The organism is Holdemanella porci, from assembly GCF_009696075.1.
GTDB classification, from domain to species: domain Bacteria; phylum Bacillota_I; class Bacilli_A; order Erysipelotrichales; family Erysipelotrichaceae; genus Holdemanella; species Holdemanella porci.
Window position 1 is genome coordinate 1 of the sequence record NZ_VUMR01000038.1, and the last position, 19,556, is coordinate 19,556.

General features: G+C 33.2%; 14 protein-coding genes. All 14 read right to left on the bottom strand.

Going from position 1 to position 19,556, the window contains the following annotated elements; translation table 11 throughout:
- Positions 1-486: 486 nt before the first annotated feature.
- Positions 487-1,071 carry a ribosome biogenesis GTP-binding protein YihA/YsxC gene (gene yihA / locus FYJ55_RS07285; protein WP_154556272.1) on the bottom strand — a complete coding sequence of 195 codons (585 nt, stop codon included), beginning with the start codon at positions 1,069-1,071 and terminating at the stop codon, positions 487-489.
- 1 nt (position 1,072) lies between these two features.
- Positions 1,073-3,379, bottom strand: a complete 2,307-nt coding sequence (lon, locus tag FYJ55_RS07290) for an endopeptidase La (protein ID WP_154556273.1) — start codon at positions 3,377-3,379, stop codon at positions 1,073-1,075.
- Between the two features lie 64 nt (positions 3,380-3,443).
- Positions 3,444-4,721: a trigger factor gene (gene tig / locus FYJ55_RS07295; protein WP_154556274.1), complete on the bottom strand. Its 1,278-nt coding sequence runs from the start codon at positions 4,719-4,721 to the stop codon at positions 3,444-3,446.
- Complete coding sequence (locus FYJ55_RS07300) at positions 4,714-5,445, bottom strand: DUF3196 family protein (RefSeq protein ID WP_154556275.1); 732 nt, start codon at positions 5,443-5,445, stop codon at positions 4,714-4,716. The genes tig and FYJ55_RS07300 overlap by 8 nt, the downstream gene beginning before the upstream one ends.
- 117 nt (positions 5,446-5,562) lie before the next feature.
- Complete coding sequence (locus FYJ55_RS07305) at positions 5,563-6,939, bottom strand: MATE family efflux transporter (RefSeq protein WP_154556276.1); 1,377 nt, start codon at positions 6,937-6,939, stop codon at positions 5,563-5,565.
- Position 6,940: 1 nt separating this feature from the next.
- Positions 6,941-7,708: an InlB B-repeat-containing protein gene (locus FYJ55_RS07310; protein ID WP_154556277.1), complete on the bottom strand. Its 768-nt coding sequence runs from the start codon at positions 7,706-7,708 to the stop codon at positions 6,941-6,943.
- 55 nt (positions 7,709-7,763) lie between these two features.
- Entirely contained in the window at positions 7,764-10,700 is a 2,937-nt protein-coding gene (locus FYJ55_RS07315) for a TOTE conflict system archaeo-eukaryotic primase domain-containing protein (RefSeq protein ID WP_326831852.1), read from the bottom strand.
- A gap of 227 nt (positions 10,701-10,927) precedes the next feature.
- Positions 10,928-11,329, bottom strand: coding sequence for a hypothetical protein (locus FYJ55_RS07320; RefSeq protein ID WP_154556279.1), 402 nt, complete (start codon positions 11,327-11,329; stop codon positions 10,928-10,930).
- A 149-nt stretch (positions 11,330-11,478) separates the two neighbouring features.
- Complete coding sequence (locus FYJ55_RS07325) at positions 11,479-12,660, bottom strand: hypothetical protein (protein WP_154556280.1); 1,182 nt, start codon at positions 12,658-12,660, stop codon at positions 11,479-11,481.
- A 277-nt stretch (positions 12,661-12,937) separates the two neighbouring features.
- The gene (locus tag FYJ55_RS07330) at positions 12,938-13,153 is read right to left on the bottom strand and encodes a hypothetical protein (RefSeq protein ID WP_154556281.1); all 216 of its coding nucleotides are present in this window, start codon (positions 13,151-13,153) and stop codon (positions 12,938-12,940) included.
- Positions 13,154-13,263: 110 nt separating this feature from the next.
- The gene (locus tag FYJ55_RS07335) at positions 13,264-15,678 is read right to left on the bottom strand and encodes a TIR domain-containing protein (RefSeq protein WP_195836694.1); all 2,415 of its coding nucleotides are present in this window, start codon (positions 15,676-15,678) and stop codon (positions 13,264-13,266) included.
- Between the two features lie 33 nt (positions 15,679-15,711).
- On the bottom strand, positions 15,712-17,304 hold the full coding sequence (locus tag FYJ55_RS07340) for a hypothetical protein (RefSeq protein ID WP_154556283.1): 1,593 nt from the start codon (positions 17,302-17,304) through the stop codon (positions 15,712-15,714).
- Positions 17,305-17,515: 211 nt separating this feature from the next.
- Positions 17,516-18,151, bottom strand: a complete 636-nt coding sequence (locus FYJ55_RS07345; RefSeq protein WP_154556284.1) for an IS1/IS1595 family N-terminal zinc-binding domain-containing protein — start codon at positions 18,149-18,151, stop codon at positions 17,516-17,518.
- Positions 18,152-18,303: 152 nt separating this feature from the next.
- Positions 18,304-19,362, bottom strand: a complete 1,059-nt coding sequence (locus FYJ55_RS07350) for a hypothetical protein (RefSeq protein ID WP_154556285.1) — start codon at positions 19,360-19,362, stop codon at positions 18,304-18,306.
- Positions 19,363-19,556 lie beyond the last annotated feature (194 nt).

A 19,556-nucleotide genomic window follows, 5' to 3' on the forward strand; every position in this document is an offset into this window, starting at 1 on the left:
TTATCCTTTCAATTCAAGTATAACAAAAAACGCCCCAAAATACTTTGGAGCGAATTTTAAGCTGCCTAGCACATTACCCTATGTAATCTTATAGCGTATCTAGACCCCAACTATTTTTATATAGTCAGGAAATTTAGTTCCCCCACTTTTCTTATACTTTATCGATATTATTTGAAAAGATATCTGCAACTTCACTCATTATAATATAAGCACCCAAATCGATTTCATGAACTTGTTCTTTCATACGATTGACCACAAAATAAATTATGGATTTTTACCTTTTTGAATAACCCCCTTGGCATCTAAATGAGTAACGCCACTTCCAAATGTATCTTCTTATTGTAAGCATAAATAAATAAAATCATATTACGAGGTGTTGGGTTTTGTTTCATAAGCTCAGCACTCCTTTTTAGGGCTTCATTTTAACATACTCATACACAAAAATCATTTCATTCTCAAATCTTTTAGACAATTTAAAAGAACAGACTATTTATTAGCCTGTTCTACAATTTCATTGATTCTTTCTAAGACAGGTTCAAAACCTATTTTTTCTGTACTACTGATACCGAAAATATTCTTTATTGGCAAATGAAGCTGTTGAGAAATATCTTTCAATGCACGTACACGTTTTGTCTTAGGAATCTTGTCAACTTTTGTAGCTACAATAACAATTTGAATTCCAAGACTTTGAATCATTTCGATCATATCTAAATCATCATGCGTGGCGCCATGTCTTGCATCGACAAGTTGTACAACGCAACAAATCTGCTCTCTTTGGTTAAAATATGTATCCATCATTTTACCCATCTTGATCAGCATTTGTTTAGACATTTTCGCATAACCATATCCAGGAACATCCACTAACATCCAAGTATCATCAATCTTAAAGAAATTGATCAAACGTGTTTTACCTGGTGTATTTCCTACATAGGCTAATCTTTTTTTATTTGTCAATGCGTTAATAAAGCTTGATTTACCAACATTACTACGTCCAACGACTACAACTTCTGGTAAATCAGATTCTGGCCATTGTTCTTTTTCAACAGCACTAATCACAAATTCACTAATCATACTATTTTACCAATGCGTTATGTAACACTTGAGATACATTTGAACAAGGAATAAAAGTAACTGCATCTTTTACTTCTTGAGGAACATCATCTAAGTCTTTTACATTTTCTTTTGGAATCAAGATCGTATCAATTCCAGAACGATGTGCTGCCAATGATTTCTCTTTCAATCCACCAATAGGAAGAACATTCCCTCTAAGTGTAACTTCACCAGTCATAGCTAAATTCGCCTTAACTGGAATATTAGAGAAACAAGATACCAATGCCGTCGTCATTGTAACACCAGCACTCGGTCCATCTTTAGGAACCGCACCTTCTGGTACATGAATATGTACATCATTTTCTTCAAACAATTTAGGATCAATTTTGAATTCATTTGCATGCGTACGAACATAGTCTAGCGCAATACTAGCACTTTCCTTCATGACATCACCTAATTGTCCAGTAAGAACAAGTCTACCTTTTCCTGTAAAGCGAGTTGCCTCAATTTGAAGGATATCCCCGCCAAAACTTGTATAGGCAAGTCCTGTTACAGTTCCAACTTGATCTTTCTTTTCTTTTTTACCATAATCAACTTTTTCATTACCCAACCACTCATGAACTAATTTTTTAGTCAATTTAATGCTACGTTTGTTGTTTTTTAAGATAGCAAGTACTGTTTTACGGCAAATTGTCGCAATTGTACGCTCTAAAGAACGAACTCCCGCTTCACGAGTATAGTAACGAATTAAATATAGTAACATATCATCGTCAATTTTTAACTGAGACGCTTTTAAACCATTTAATTCTAATTGTTTAGGAACTAAGTGATCCTTGGCAATATGAACCTTTTCTGCATCCGTATAGCTTGATAATTCGATGATTTCCAAACGATCTCTTAATGCAGGTGGAATATTTTCTAAATAGTTTGCCGTCGCGATAAACAACACTTTTGATAAGTCATAAGGCTCTTCAATATAGTGATCTGAGAATACTGAATTTTGTTCAGGATCCAATACTTCAAGCATTGCACTTGATGGATCTCCCTTATAGTCACTTGCCATTTTGTCAATTTCATCAATCAAGAACACTGGATTCGTAACGCCTGCCTTTTTCATACCTTGAATGATACGACCAGGTAAAGCCCCTAAATATGTTCTTCTGTGACCACGAATCTCTGCTTCATCGCGAACACCACCAAGTGACATTTTCACAAATTTACGATCTAAAGCTCTCGCAACACTTTTTGCCAAAGACGTTTTACCAACTCCTGGAGGACCTACCAAACAAATAATTGGAGCATTCAATGAATTTGTCATTTGTTTAACAGCCAAATACTCTAGAATACGTTCTTTTACTTTTTCTAGACCATAGTGATCTGCGTTTAAAATAGCTTCAGCTTCATTTAAATCTTCATTGTCCTTCGTTTCTTGCCACCAAGGAAGATCCATTAACCAATCAATATAAGATTTAATGACACCAGTTTCTCCACTTGCCATAGGTAGCATTTCATAACGACTCACTTCATCCGATACCTTTTTCTTAATGTAGTCTGGGTATGGATTTTCAGCTAAACGCTTACGAATCTTAGCCGCATCTTCATCTTGGGCAACTGTATCCCCTAATTCTTCACGAATGACATTCATCTTTTCACGAAGATAGTAATCTTTTTGTCCTTGATCAATTCTTTCTTTGACAGTTTCGTTGATTTGTTTTTCAACTTCACTCATCTTTTTCTCTTTAGCCATATCTTGAAGCAACATCATTAGACGATCATTTACCCCTAATGTTTCAAGATACTGTTGTTTTCTTTCAATATCCAAAGGCAATCCTTGAACAGCTTTATCACTTAAGAATTCACCGCCCATACCCTTTGAAATTTCCATAACAATTTCTTTAGTCACAAAACGATCTTGACCTTGCATACGATCAAGTTCATCTGCAATCATACGAATCAAAGCTTCTTCTTCAACAGCGTCCTGTTTTTCACTTTCAAGAATTTCAACTTCGGCTAAATCACTTAGGCTTCCATTGATCCAATTGTTTAGCTTAACACGCTTAATTCCACGAAACTTTACACGTAAAAAGTTATCAAAACGACGAATATGACGAACTTCACATAAAGTTCCTACAGGATATATATCTTCTTTTCCAGGATTTTCTTGTTCAAGTTCTTTTTGAGAAAATAAACAAATCTTTTTATCATAATTATCCTGTGCATTTTCAACAGCATGTACAGAAGCACCCCTTCCTACATCAATCACAATTTCTTGATTTGGATATAGGACGACTCCTCTTGTACAAACTAAAGGATAGGTATTTAATTCCATACGAAAACCTCCTTATATTAAATATGGAAAAAGACGCTAAGCGTCTTTTTTCTTTAACATTATACTACTTTACAGAAGTTTTAATGAAGTCTAATGCTTTTTGATTTGCTAAATCTGCTTTAATACTTTCTGGAGAAATCAATGATTTGATTTTTTCTACTTCCATGTTATACATTTCAGACATTGTAGTAAATTCTTTTTCTACATCTTCATCACTAGCTTCAATGCTTTCAGCTTTAACGATAGCTTCTAATACTAACTGTGTTTTAACACGAGCAGCAGCTTCTGGACTCATTTGAGCACGGATTGCTTCTTCAGTTTGATGAGTTGCTTCTAAGAACTGTTTAGCAGTGAATCCAGATTGTTGCATACGCCCTTCGAATTCTTTATACATACGATCAACTTCAGCATCGATCATTACTGCAGGAATTTCAACATTAGCGTTGTCACAAACTTTTCCTAACAATTCATTTGTGAAGTTTTCTTCAGCTTCCCTTTCTTTTTGAGCAGTTAAATCAGTTTTTACTTTTTCTTTGTAAGCATCTACTGTTTCAACATTTTCAATTTTTAATTTTTTGATTAATTCATCATTTAATTCAGGAAGATCTTTATATTTTACTTCGTGAACTGTGCAGTGGAAAGCTGCAGGTTGACCAGCAAGTTCAGCTGCTTGGTAGTTTTCAGGGAAAGTAACTTCAACGTCTTTTTCTTCACCTTTCTTAACTCCTACTAATTGTTCTTCAAAACCTGGAATGAATGATCCTGAACCAAGTTCTAATGGATAGTTTTCTCCAGATCCACCTTCAAATGCTACACCATCTTTTGTTCCAACAAAATCGATAACTACTTGATCACCTAATTGAGCAGCATCGTCATCTTCACGAACTACCCAGTCAGCATAACGATCTTGAACACGTTTAACTTCGTTTTCAACATCTTCTTCTGTAACTTCTACATCCGCTTTTTTGATATCTAATCCTTTGTATTCACCTAAAGTTACTTCAGGAAGTACTGTACATGTAAATACTAATACGGCTTTTTCATCATCTGCTTCTTTAACATCTAAAGTAGGACGAGCTACTAAATCGATATTGTGTTCTTTGATTCCTTCTGATAATGCTTCATTAGCTACTTCTTCACTAGCCATATCATATAATGCTTTTGAAGAAAGTTGTTTTTTTACTAAAGCATCAGGAATTTGTCCTTTACGGAATCCTTTCAAATTCATGTGAGATTTAGCATAGTTTAATGCTTTTTTCTGTGCTTTTTTCCAAGCTTCACCTTCTACTGTTACTTCTAATTCACCAGTAGAATTTTCTTTCAAAGTCCAAGTACTAGTCATTGTTTTCTCCTCGCTTTTCAATGGATAACTCAATATCCTCAATTCTTTCAAGACCTTGTTTTTTGACAAAACCAGGCCATTCATCGGATTTCTGCATTGCATCATACACAAGTCTACAAATACTTTTCGCAAGCTGATAAGGATCTTTGTCTTCTTGATCGAATGGTCTTTCATACAAAACTAACTGTATCAAAAGTGACATACAAAATTGAATCATAGTAGGATTCTCATTTGTAAACCAACTTTCGAATAATGAGCTAGCCTCATTGATTGACTGATCTTGCTCCATAGGTAAAATAGCACTTGGTATAAACGTAATGTTCAACCCGGATTTTATCAAATTAAACGGATCATCAATTTTCTGCTCCATTAAAGCTTCAATCAATGTACCCTTATATTCATCAGGTAAATCTGAATCTAGTAATTCCTGAACTTCATCATGACACATTCTTAGATTCATGTTTTCTAAAATAGAAATCGCATAGATTTTTTGTTCTAGAGTGCCATGAACATAATCCTGTAACTTGTTGAAATCCATACTCTTACTCTTTTGTTCCAAATAAGGTTTACATTCAAACTTATAATATTCTAATAACTTCAATGCATCCTCTGGAACATAAGGCATGTTCAGTTCCTGACAAATCAATTCGTACGCCTGGGCATAACTTTTTTCATCTATCTCTTTTTTTATTTCTTCGATTAAAGAATGATAATATGCGTTCACTTATACCTCCATGCGAAACATTAATATTCTACCATAAATATCGATAATAATCAATTCTACGCATTTCTAAAATACAGAATCCGTAGAATGTCATTTAAAGAAAAAAAAATCTCCTTTTTACAGAGAATTTGTTTTCCTACTTTTTTCTAATTCATTTAACTTCTTGAATTCAGTTGAAATACAAATAACCGATACTACAAAGGCTACAAAATCCGCAATGGGAGCCGCATATAAGATTCCATTCAACCCAAAAAATTTAGGTAAGATCAAAACAAGTGGAATCAAAAATAATACTTGTCTAGTCATAGATAAAAACATTCCTAAATAGGCTTTTTTAATTGACGAAAAGAAGCTAGACGATAACATCTGTACTCCATCAACACATACTAGCATTAGATAGATTCGCATAAACATTGTCGCAAATTCAAAATAGTTCGCATCCCCTGATCCAAATATAGATAATACAGTACTTGTGCAGAATTGAAATAAGGCCCACCCAATAAATGAAACAACCAAATTTGCACTGATCGCAAGCTTGAACGTCTTTTTAACACGCTCATATTTTTGTGCCCCATAATTAAATCCAATGATTGGCTGCATTCCTTGTGAAATACCAATGATGATAGCTAATAATATCGCATTGGTTTTCATCACAATGCCACATGCCGCTAAAGGAATATCACTACCAAACTTAGTAAATTGCCCATAATACGTCAATGAGTTATTTAAAACGATTTGCACAAACAAAATCGCAATCTGATTTAATGAAGCACTCATTCCAATGGTTGCCATTTCCTTTGTATCCTTCAAAGAAATACGTAAACTCTTTTTATTAAATTCAATATGTTGAAAACTCTTAATATACCAAGCGGCAATAAAAAACGAAATCACTTGACCAGCTACTGTGGCAATGGCAGCTCCAGCGACACCCATATGAAATACAAAAATAAACAAAGGATCTAATATTGTATTCACAATAGCTCCCGCAACCATACATGTCATTGAATATTTTGGTGATCCATCTGCACGAATCAAGTTACTAATCACATTTGTCGTAATCAAAAACGGTACACCCAAAGTAGTAATTCGTGTATAATCAAGGGCCAAAGGCATAATTGTACTTGTAGCCCCGAACGATTTTAATAGTGGTTCAAGAAATACAAGTACTAAAACAACATAGATTACTGAGCAAAGAACAGACATACTAATACCATTCCCAGCAATACTACTTGATCGTTCTGGCTTCTTTTCACCTAGATATAAACTAAATAAACTTGCTGAACCAATCCCAATCAACAATGCAATCGCAAGCGCAATTGTTGTTAATGGAAACGCCACATTAGTTGCCGCATTTCCTAGAAAACCAACACCTTGACCGATAAAGATTTGATCTACAATGTTGTATAGTGACGATACAAGCATTGAGATAATACTTGGTATCGCAAACTTTTTTAATAATGATGACTCTTTTTCATACCCTAATGGATTTTGCATACTAATTCAATTCCCTCTTTCTAAACTGTGCAATTAAATGCTTATTTCCCATAGAATGCTCACGAATCACATTCAACTCATTTCCTCTTTCGTCAAACCAACCCACAAATTCATACCCTGGCTTTGTAGCCGGCAATAAGTGAATCGTATCCGAAAAATACGTATATGACTTTGGATTTCTTCGACTACTGAGTCCACCATTTAAATCATACGTAATCTTATATTGACTTACTTGCCAATGAGCATATAAAGTACAAGACTCATGAATGGGTTCATCCAAGTTATAACGCCAACGATAATCACAATCCCAGAACCATCCATCAAAGGTATATCCAACTCGAACTGGCGGCTTTAAATCCCCCAATAAACCATGTTCATCCGTACATACATCCATATAATTAGCTCCACCACACGTTTCAAAGTGGATAACCGGACACTCTTTATAAATAGCTGTCAATATAACAGGTTCATGAATGCCTGCTGGTACACTCGTTATAATTTCACCATTCAACTGCCAACCTACAAACATAACGCCCTTTTTAAATGCCGGATACAACAACAATTCTTCTGATTCAATACATGTATATCTCGGATTACGACGCGACATAACTCCACCATCCACATCATATTCAATGGGATACCAAATAGGAATCCATTTATCATATAAAGTCACAGAATGAGGAAGAACACCACCTGGATTTAATCTTTTTGTACACTCTTTATCTATATACCAACCAACAAATTGGTAACCTTCTCTTTTTTCACTCATCAAATATCACCTGCCCATTATTTTATCACAAATAGAAAAACTTCTAGGAAAATTTCTAGAAGTTATTCAAATAATTATATAAACTATTCCCAAAAGTCATTTCCATAAGTTCACTTGCGATTTCTTTACTTTGAATCCGCATAATATGATCTTCTACATCTTGTTTACCTAATAAATTTATATTTCCATACCATACAATTTCCTGATCAATAACCGCAAAATGTTCACAATTATCTTCTGCAGATTTTAGATAAAAACCAGATTGTCTCATTTCTTCTATCAACTGCATTCTATAATTTGAACTTCCAAGCCTAATTTTATCAGGCATCCAAGAAACTACGGTTACTTCAACTCCACTTTCCATCTTTTCTTTGATCAATTTAGTAAATTCTACAACTCTATCGCCAGATAATGAAGGACTGGATACAATAATATTCTTATTAGCACACAATAAATCTTGAACATAAGCATCATAATAATTACTTGCATCATATATAGATTGAGAAATTTGCGATTCACTTTTTATGCCGTTAGTATCCGAAATTAATTCATAACCTGATTCTTTGTAGGCCTTTAATCTTTTTCCATACATTCGATCAAACATCGGAATATGGACATCTACATAATCATATACAAGTATTGTATCTTTTTTATCATATAGTCGATGAATTCTTCCTGTAAATTGTTCTATAACACTACTACTCGCTACAGGCATTGCTAGAAACAAAGTATCCAACCTATCAAGGTCAAATCCTTCTCCAATGAGTGATCCTGTCGCAACCAATATCATAGTTTTGTCTTCAGGCACACTTTTCATTAATTCAACAATATGATTATTTTCTTTTTTTGATTGACTTCCTATCAACAAGAAAACTGAATCTGCCACGCCTTCTAATTGTTTATATAGCTTCTTACAATGATTTACATATTTAGACAGAACCACAGGCGTACGATTTTTTTGAATACAATCTTTTATATCCTGAATAATCATTTGATCTCGCAAATCATTATCTCGTAATATTGAGTATGCTTCATTGGGATTCTTTTCATCTTTCATCATTCCTCTTGGTGCAACCACATGTGTAAACCGAGGATATAACAAACGAGGAATCCCTTGTTGTTTTGCTTGTTCTTTTGCGGAATATTTATGTCGTATTGGACCAATAAGCATAAAATTCATCTTATCCAATTGATCCGTTCGATCAACGGCTGTAACACCATACACATACTTAGCTTTAATTTCTTTTAAAACAGCACTTTCTGTATTTGAAGCCGCATGATGACATTCATCCACAATGATCATGCCATACTCATTCAACAGTTTATGAAATTTTCCCTTTTTACATATAGAACCAGCCATTGCGATATCAATTATACCTGTCATAGAATCATGAGATCCTTGTAAAGTACCTATTAATGATTTTCTCTTTTTGATCAAACCTTTAGGTGTTGTATATTCAGGTAATTCTTCATTTATATCCAAAAATGTCTGCAGCTTATCTTTCCATTGTTCTAATAAAGATGAACTCTCCAACAAAATTAATGTATTCACTTTCTTTGTCGCAATTAAATCTGCACAAAGAACAGTCTTGCCAAAAGCAGTAGCCGCTAATAAAATACCATTATCATGCTCAATCATTTTATTTAGAGCTACATTTTGTTCAGGTTTTAACTCTCCCTTAAAAGTAACATCAATACTTCTTCCTTGTTGCCTTTTATCATCAATCATCATTTGAATCCCAGCATTCTTATTATACGAAATTAAAGCATCATAACATCCTCTAGGAATTTGTATATATCCACTATCGTGATCTTCACCAAGATAAATATATTTATACATGCCAAAAGTAGAAATTCCCATGCCTTGATTTTTATAATAAATAGGATTACTAATTCTAGCCAATTTACGAATTTTATTTTGAATAGACACACTTAAATTTGAAATATCCACATAAATACCATTCGATAAAGTGATATGCATTTTTCCATCCACTTCATTCTTGTTAAATTCACTTATTGAATCCCATGGCTTACCATTTAGATTACCACGCCATTCTTTTATTTTTTCTTCTATAAACTCCTGTGAAAGCTTAGGTTTAGACCACAATACATTCCATTGATTTGAATGGGCATTCCAATTTTCATCAATAAATGCACTGTTGCCATCTTTCAATGCTCGTCCTTGCAATGGCAATGCGATTAAATTTCCCAGACCACCCTTTGGCATACTATCTTGTGCCGGTATCATACGATCATAATATTTAAATGATTTTAAATTCACTTGTTCTGCCCCTTTATCCAATAAAGCATTCCCAAAATTTCTTGCCAAAATAGCTGAAATTGGTTTATCAAAGAAAATCCAAATATGCGCTCCTTTACCTGATCTAGAACGTTCAATCAATGGATCAATTCCATTTAATTGACAAATCTCACGCATCGCATCAACTTCTTCTTTCCAACTCTCATCTATATTCGCAAAATCATTTCCTGCATCTATATCATGATTATCAAAATCAAAGACTAAAAAGCGACACGTATTATCTTTATGCAATGGATAAACACCAATCACTTCATTTCCTTTTAAATGTGACATAATACTATCAATTGTCAAAGCTTTATACTTTTGGTAATGACAATCTTGGCAACGAAATCCTGCATTCCATTTCTTACCACAACCGTCTGACCAAAAATTAATACATTGTGGATAGTATCCCGCTTTATTTGTTTTCTTGTTTTCTACTCTTTTTGCGTATACGTCTGTACGACCCCAAAAACGTGCAAAAAATCGATTTGCCATATCTTTTGTGATTTCATTTGGAAAAACAATACGACTTCCTTGATTTGTTTCAAAAGGTTCTGTATTTGTAGAATTCTTTAATTGATCCAATTCTTCCTGATAAGAAATTCCTTCTCGATCCAAAATGTTCTTCAAGCATTGAATCTCTTTTTGTAAGTCATTTATTATAGTCAAATTATCATTCGTTTGTTTCACAAAACCACCAACTCTTTTCAATACTATTTTAATTGAATTAGCAAATAAAAAAAACACCCAAGATTCCGTTAGTTAGACGGAGAGGAGTGTTTTCAGAACACATCTGCAAGTAGTAGTCTTGTAGTAGTTCTATGCATATCATAGTCCTTTTTACAAACCATTGTGTTAACACAAACACACAAAAACAGAAAAACAAGAATAAATCAACCTTAACTGCTTTTAATATGTTAATCCAATCTGTTTTTTTCAAGAGACATTCTTTTTAATTTTTTATCTATTTGTTTTGCGATTTTATAATCTTCTTCAAATTGAAGGTTATGTTGAATGACCGGATTTTTTGATATATATACATATGCCTTACCTTTATTTGATAATTCAATTTCAACACCTACATATACTTTTTTTAATTCAATAAAAATACTCGTATTAAACATACTAATTAACACTCTATGAGAAAACAATGGTGATTTACCTTTATATCTAGCATGTTCATAAACTATTTGACTTCTAACGACATCACAAAATTTGTAAGTCCCTAAACTACCATCACATATTGTAAATTCTTTGTTCTTCTCATCAAAAAGGATGCTGTCAGCTATTTTATTGATATACAATGTTAGGTTGCTCATTATTTCTTAACTCCTAGATTTTTTAATAACATAAATTGTATCCATATCTATCACTAATATTTTACTATTATCTTAGTCTTTCTACCATTTAAATATCAGACAGTAAAATTAATTTTCATATTAAGGGCTTAGCTTACAAGAAGATGGTATCAACAAAAAAGAATGCTAATAAAACACATTTTCAAACAATAGTCTTGTAGTAGTTTTATGCATATTGAATATAACGGATGGGCTTGCCCATCCGTTATATTCAGATCTTGTTCTTCTTCCAATTCCGCATTCAGTCTCTGAAGCTCTCGTAAAGCCTGATTGATCTGCGAGAGATCGGTTTGCCAGACCATATACCCGCCCGGGATTTGGTGCAGGTTCATGGTAATATCTTCCGTAGCAGAAAAATGCTGATTTTGCTTTAAAGCTTCCAGCATAGCAGGCGTGATATCCGCCGCGTTTTCCGATACTGCAATCCGCTCACCGGTCGGTGAAAGAATCTGCATCGCCACTGTAGAACGCCAGAATACTTCACTGTACTGCGTGTTGACGGGAATCAGCCCCGTCAAAATATAGAGCTCCCAGCAAAGCACAAGAATAAAAATCAGTCCCGCCGAATATTCTACAAGCTCAAACCGCACCACGTAGGCCGTAGCAGCATAAGGAATACTGAACAGAAAGAGTAAAATCGGCTCGTAGAAGGGAACCAGCTTTCGGTAAAGCGGGTCTGACTTTGTCGTACCATTTCGCTGATAAATCACATATACCTGATGCCCGATCATCCACAATCCCCACAGATAGATGATATATGTGCCGATGTATGGATGAAAATACAAATTTGGCTGGGGTTCCTCCGGCACAATGTAATAGAAAAAGTGATGCAAATCGTTGGTTAGCGCCAGCATGCTCAGAAAACATGCCGGGATTAGGAGCAGATACCACTTTTTGCTGATCTGGTAATCCTCCGGCTTGCCGAGATAGAATGCGCTGTAAAACCCGAACAGTGGTATGAAGACAGCCGCGATATTGATAAAGTATCCGGTAAAGCGCATCCATGGAATATTGACATAGAGGAAAGCATCCTGAACGAAGCGGACCGTTAAATACAGGATACTGACGATATTTTGTGCAGTCAGGTGGCCGCGCATGGATTTCTGCATGATTTTTGTTGTAATGGTATGTTGCCAGCCAAAGAGGAGTAGCATATAGACCGCCCAGACAAGATATGGCCGCAGAAAATCTTCCGACCAATACCGTATGCTAAGCTGCCGGTATGCAGAAACAGTAAACAACAGCACTGCCGCTGCAAAAAGCCGAATGACGGATTTCTTACGCTCACTCATAGATAGCCATAGCCCCCTTTGCAAAAAGATGATTCTAGCTGATTGGTGCAGTTAGAACATGATAAGGATATTATAGCATGGAAGATCAAATCCGCCCCACACAAAAGGGTGGGAATTTAGGATTTTTGCGTATCAGCGCTTAGCCGAGAACATGGGCTTTGAATGTATCTATATTGATGAAAATGAGAGATAAACAGTCAAAAGAGTATCGCCATAAACAAGTGATACTCTTTTATTGAGAAAACTTAATCCACACATAGAATCAATAATAATTGAATTAATGTGCATCAGGAAAATCATTTTTGAATTTGCCACCATAATGATTGTTCTTATAGTTTCTAATATATAATAATAAAATCATTATCACCAAAACAATACCACAGATGGCATACATTGTAGTTGAATTTAAATTATAGAATAAATAACAAATTACTGTCCCAACAATAATTAATAATCCTATGATCACTAAGAATGTATCCCCATATTTTTTCATTTAAAACGCCCTCTTTCTTATTATAAAATTATCGAATTTTAATAGTTGCACCACTATACCAATAACCTCCACCAACTAAACAAGAATATAGTATTTATATATTATATTTACTAACAATCTTTTAATACTTCGTTTGAACGTTCAATATATTTAGCAGACATTATTATCCATTTAAACGGATGCTTTTTTCTAAGCGCTTTGCCTAGTAATTGAACAGCCATCAACATTCTTTTCTTGGTGTATTCACCCGGATTAGTTTGACATTGTTTTTCACAAACATCGAAGGCTTTTTTGGCTAGTTCAAGAGCATCGTCATAATTCTTATAAGTTAGCGAAACATCAATAGCCTTAAAGTAGCTTTGTGTTAACGTATCTCTTGTCATGAAATCATCACGACGTTCAACAAATTTTAATGATAATTCCAACATTTCTCTTAAATATTTCATTTGATCATCAAAATCACCTGCAAAGCTTCCCAATGTATCACATGCAGCGATGAAGTTTAGTAACATATCATCTGAATCAGTTTTCTCAAAAATTGTTTTAGAGATTTCATAAGCTTCACGAGCATATTTATTTGCTGCTTCATTATTTTTTAGATTTGCAGCATTAATAGCCATATCACCTAAAACGGTAGAGATATTTGATTTTACGGTAGATGATTGGGGAAAATATTTCTCCATCTCTTGATCTAGACTTAATGCTTCCTCATATTTGGCCTTGGCTTTTAAATACTGTCCCATCGCATCATATGATCGTCCCGTTTCTAGTAAAGCAATAGATACATGTGAAATAAGATTTTTCTTATCAAGTTGTTCATCATTGACTTCTCTAAATATTTTTTCAGCGAACTCATAATAGTCTTTAGCTAGTTTATAACTTCCAGTACGAAATTTGATTCTTCCAAGTTTTGTATAAATATCCCCTTTCGTGAATTTATAATAGACATCGCCTGTCTCTTTATAAAGTTCATCAGCTAAGTTTAATGCAACTTCCCCCCAGTAATCTGCTCTATCTTCATCAATTCTATGTTCACCATAGTGAATCAATAGGTCAGAGTATATTTCAAGAAGGAGTTTTTTATGTTTTGGGTTATTACGATCAAGCCTGTCCTTAGCGCTCCAAAGGTCATTTTCTTCTTCGTCAAGATTACCTCTATTGGTGGCAGCATCTATCGCTTTAATCATATCTATCTTTGATTGAATAAGTTTTAAATCATCTATTTCTTTTTCACTACTTACATGACACTTTTGAGCTAAAGAAACCAAATCCTCGATAACTTTCGCTTGTGTCTTATAATCATTTGAATACATTATGGCTCGACCAGCAAAGTCACGGCCGACAGAGAATAACTTTTCAAAATTCTTTATTGATGGTTCTTTTTCAAAACATTCTTTATAGTTATCAAAGAGTTTCTCTAACCACTTAATAGACTCTACTAAATCTTGTTTAGCCCCATCACCATTGCGATACATGATGGCTAGTTTCTCATATGCTTGAGGCAAATCTCCTTCTGCTGCTTTTTTTATTAGCTTAAGGGCTTTCTTTTCATCTCTTTCAACAGAAATGCCGCCAAGGTATGCAAGTCCTAAGAAGAAGGAATGTTCTGATGAATCGCTAGGTTGTTCCTTTATACATGATTTAAGAGCGTTTATAACTGTGTCGGTAATAAGTGTAGTATCATTCATTTCAATCAAAGAAGGTATGTGAGCATATTGTTCATTCATCTTATTTTTATCGGTTGATACCATTTCTATTGGAAGAATTGTTTTATTCAATTCTCTTGCCATTGGATATTCAATCTTTTGTACATAGTTTTCTTCGTTTACAAGATTTGGTGTCACTGAAAGCACGAAAAGATCACTATTCTCAAGGGCTTTTTTGATTGCTTGATTAAATTCTTCGCCAGGAACTAGATATTCATCATACCAGAATGCAAAAGCTTCACAGTTAGGATTTTCATGTATCAAATGCATTAATTTATTGGCGTATTCACGATCCTTTTTACGATAACTCAAGAAAATAAAGGCATCAAAAGCGTTTTTAATTTTATCGGTAATTTCTTCTTTTACAAGTGATTCAGTCAACATTGACTCAAGTTTTCTTTCGTAGCTAATAGCGGTTGGATCAATTATAGTTTTATCTAAGAATTGAATTGTACCAAATCGCTTTGTAAATTCATTAACTAAACCTGGCTCCATCATAATCGGTAGGATTGGAATATGTTTGTCTTTCGCATAAATAATATCTGTTGTCAGTGTTTCACAATTGGAAAACAAAAGGGTTGAAGTAACTGGCACTACTAAAAGGCGCATTCTTGATAACACCTTGAGATGATCATTTTCTACTGCATGTTTTGCATTTTGTTCAATAGTATCATCTTCATACCAAATAGCGCAGTTTATCACTTTTAATATTTCGTTTGATAATTCTTCAAAGTATTTTTCTTGATCAATTGGATGTGCTGAGAAAAAGACGTGTTGTTTTCCTTGTGGAGTTGATTGTCCTCTTGTCTTATAATGCATAAAACCCATAATTATCTCCTTTAAAGTCTTTTGTTAGTCTTCGTTATCGATATATTTTAATACATTCAAATCTTTTAATTTTTCATAATCACTTAATCTGTCAAAAGGTACAAGACAACCATGTTTTTTATTAATGGCGTCTCTTTTCTTAGTTAATTTCTCTAATTCACTATCATAACTATAACCTTCAATTATCATAAAACGGCACCAACGATTATGCTCTAACTCACATAAGATTGAATCGATATTACCATTTACTTTATTATCTTTTAAATATAATTTTCTTACTTTACTATAATCGGCACAAGCAATACATGATCTTTTAGAATAACCATCAATTTTATACCATTCTTCATTTAAATCATTAGCTTTAGGATTATATTCTTTTTGATAAAACATATTTATTTTCTTCGCTAATAGTTCTTTATCTTCTTCAAACATATTTTCAAATGAAAAGAAATTATCAAAAGAACCAAAAGAACTAACATTCATAGAATTAATATTATTCGTTACTGACATAAGAATTGCTAGATCATTATCATATAGATGGATATCATTAGCGTTATTATTTTTTCTAATTATTTCTTGACATACATAAGAATCTTTAGAATCACAAATTATTATTCTTTGGCATTTATTTAAACAATTCAATGATTTTTGATTTAATACATATTCTTCATGATAAATAATCTTATCATATGACAAAATGCGATCTGCGCTACCATTAATATCATAGTTAATTGATTCAAAATCGTTTATATTACCCCATAAATGATAATTAATTTGTTGCTTAGTACTATAGATATTATCTAGTATAGCTGTTTTAAAAATATCTTTACCAATATTATTTAAGCCTATTATTGCAATATCAAGATGTTTATTGTCATTGCAACTATCAAAATATTGGATTAATGAATGAGATGATAACCAATAGTCTTTAGCAATTAATTGACTAATATTTAATATCTTTACTTCATCTTGGTTCAAACTAGAGCTATCATACTCATTTAATACTAAAGTAACTTTCTTATTTAAAAATTTATCTTTATATTTTGCATAGAAGTTAATTCCTTCACTATCGTTTTGAAAGATAATTAAATTATATTCAGTGTTATTATAAAAATCATAATTATCTTTTATAACTACCACATAATAACCATCTTTATGTATCTTTTTAATAAAAGAACTGTCTTCATCATAATCGGTATATACAGCAATTATTTTTTTATATTTTCGGATTGTAAGTAATTTTTGATTTCTTCTTAATATGTAAGAGAAGAATTCTCCGCCAATAAAACTAGCTGTAGATAATATTGCTGTCATCCTTGCAATGTCAGAAAGAGTTTGAACTAAAACATTATCAGTTTCGATACTTTTATCAAAGTTTAAGAAAGCTCCCAAGGTATTATAGATAATCAACCAATAATTCGCGTTATTCAAATAATTTGAAATAAATGATGAAGTTATTGAAACTAATACCAATATTAAAATAAATCCGACAATTATTTTTTGTTGTTTCTTCTTGTTTTCAAAATATAAAGAATGAATATAGTTTTTATAAATATAGATGCAAAAAATGATAATACCAATATAAGTTATTAAAGATGCTAATAAACGGTAATCCATAAAAACCTCCTATTATGATTTAAGTCTATCACAAAGTTAAAAGATATTTCTATGATTAAAACAATAAATATAACAATTAAAAATATATAAAAATTGCAAAGGAGTATTGTGACCTAATTAAGGTGTAAGAAGCTACATTTGTGATTACGGTAGTTCGACAGTTGTAAAATCATAAATATTCCAAATGTCGCTTATGTAGCGCTTTTTTATGTCAAATTTTCTTTTTTTGTTGTACGGCATTATCATGTTCATCTATAGCTGCTACTACACATACTTTATGTCTGCGTGTTCCAGGTAATTGCTTAGAATAAATTTTCTTGCCTTTACCTCTATGGTTGCTATATCTAGGCATATTTTCTTGTTTTGTCCCTTTTAGGTTTATCTTTGTATAAGATGGATCAAGTTCAACTAAACCACTCCGTTTAGATTCTCTTTGAATTCTTGATACAGCCTTGTAGAGCTTGTGGCGCATGTTAAAACAAGTTATTTGAGTAAGGCCTGTTTCTACTGTCTGTTGTTGAAGTGTTAAGTTATTAAGTTCTCCTGCAATAAAAGAACTCCATATATCAAAGGAAGTCTTAGAATGAGTAAACATTGTATTTGTTGTAACCATAAATGCACTGTTACAATCCTTACAACGATATTTTTGTTTATGATGAGGATTAAGGCCATTCTTAACAAAGCGTACAGAACCGCAATGAGGACAACATTCGACATGCAAATTAACATTCTCGTAGTTTGTTGTCTCATGTTTTTCTTTATCTTTGTATAGTTTGTCGATGCTACATCTGATAAATGTAATTTCTACTGGGGATAAACGATCTAGGAATTCTTTTGTTATAAGCATATTCATTACCTCTTACAAGTAAAGAATAGCTAAAAGATGTAAAACTACTGTACATATTCATGTACATCAACTATTTCTTTGAAAAAAGCGTCTAATAAAAAAAGACACCTACATTCTTTCATATAGATGTCATTATCATAAGTAAGAAAAAACTACTTAAATATTCTCTTGTCATTTATATATTTTTCGTTCCAAGATCCTACCTCATCGAAGCATACAAAATGCCCTTCCATCTTTCCGTCAACAAAATTACCTTCACGAACAAAACCTTTATCATCAGTCCATTTTCCATGTCCATGTGGCTTTCCATCTCTTAGTTCTCCTGTATAGATGCCTTCTTTATATGAGATTGTTCCTATGCCATCTTTTGGTTGTTTTTTATCTTCTGTTACTTGAACTTTTGCTGTCTTTTGAAGAACTTCCTTTGTTCTATCAGATACAACTTTAATCACACTTGTGCTGTGGATACTATCCATTCCACCAACTCCATCACAATAATACACAAATGCTTTGCTACAAAGCTCTACGCCAACTTTGAGATTATTATCAACCCGAACCTGATATAAAATCTCTGCTGTCGCTCCTGGTCCATAGGTTCCTACCTTAAAGCCATTTTTATCTAATACATTCGGCATCAGTACTCCATCCGGATTACATATGTTATACAAATATGTTGTATTTGGAACTAGTGATAGACCTTCGGATAGTTTTACAATAAAAACCACTTGACCTACATCTGAACTTCCACGGTTTATAAAGCAAATCCTTAAGGTCAATGTATCTCCTGGAAGAGCTGTATCCTCTATTTTGTATAATCCATTATGCGTAACCTTTTGCTCTATCCATGTTCTTGGCTGTTGTGTATAGATATGATAAGTAACGCAACCTGAATATTTCATACCTGTGGGTACATTTCCAATCAACTTGTTAAATCCTAATAGGATGCCATTTGTACCGAAAAGAGCAATATCACTTAACAACTGTCCGTTAGCTTCTCCGAAGTTATAAATCTTTGCACTTGCCGTGACATATGTCAGTTTTATTGGATTTCGAGACATTGTTTTCAACTGAATTCCATCCCATACTTTTTTGACTAAATTATCGGAGGAAATAACCGCCTGAATGCCCCCTGAAACATCCGAAGATATTCTGTCTGACATTCGTACATACATACGAGTATTTGTAGCCATACCAATGCCAAGTTGGTTCATTGCTGGATCTCCACTGATGGAATAATTTATCTGAATTTCATATTTTTTCCCTGGTTCAATTATTGCATCGTGGTACTACGTCAAGAAAAAGGACTCATAAAATAGATAAATTTTAAATTCTAATGTTTTGAATAATAATTATTCTCATATTGATTTGGTGATTCATAACCGCAATGGCTATGGATTCGTATCGT

What these genes read in the sequence shown, in the direction of transcription:
- yihA (WP_154556272.1), bottom strand. Translation starts at nt 1,071, where the DNA reads ATGATTAGTGAATTTGTGATTAGTGCTGTTGAAAAAGAACAATGGCCA.
- lon (WP_154556273.1), bottom strand. Translation starts at nt 3,379, where the DNA reads ATGGAATTAAATACCTATCCTTTAGTTTGTACAAGAGGAGTCGTCCTA.
- tig (WP_154556274.1), bottom strand. Translation starts at nt 4,721, where the DNA reads ATGACTAGTACTTGGACTTTGAAAGAAAATTCTACTGGTGAATTAGAA.
- FYJ55_RS07305 (WP_154556276.1), bottom strand. Translation starts at nt 6,939, where the DNA reads ATGCAAAATCCATTAGGGTATGAAAAAGAGTCATCATTATTAAAAAAG.
- FYJ55_RS07310 (WP_154556277.1), bottom strand. Translation starts at nt 7,708, where the DNA reads ATGAGTGAAAAAAGAGAAGGTTACCAATTTGTTGGTTGGTATATAGAT.
- FYJ55_RS07320 (WP_154556279.1), bottom strand. Translation starts at nt 11,329, where the DNA reads ATGAGCAACCTAACATTGTATATCAATAAAATAGCTGACAGCATCCTT.
- FYJ55_RS07325 (WP_154556280.1), bottom strand. Translation starts at nt 12,660, where the DNA reads ATGAGTGAGCGTAAGAAATCCGTCATTCGGCTTTTTGCAGCGGCAGTG.
- FYJ55_RS07330 (WP_154556281.1), bottom strand. Translation starts at nt 13,153, where the DNA reads ATGAAAAAATATGGGGATACATTCTTAGTGATCATAGGATTATTAATT.
- FYJ55_RS07335 (WP_195836694.1), bottom strand. Translation starts at nt 15,678, where the DNA reads ATGCATTATAAGACAAGAGGACAATCAACTCCACAAGGAAAACAACAC.
- FYJ55_RS07340 (WP_154556283.1), bottom strand. Translation starts at nt 17,304, where the DNA reads ATGGATTACCGTTTATTAGCATCTTTAATAACTTATATTGGTATTATC.
- FYJ55_RS07345 (WP_154556284.1), bottom strand. Translation starts at nt 18,151, where the DNA reads ATGCTTATAACAAAAGAATTCCTAGATCGTTTATCCCCAGTAGAAATT.
- FYJ55_RS07350 (WP_154556285.1), bottom strand. Translation starts at nt 19,362, where the DNA reads ATGAACCAACTTGGCATTGGTATGGCTACAAATACTCGTATGTATGTA.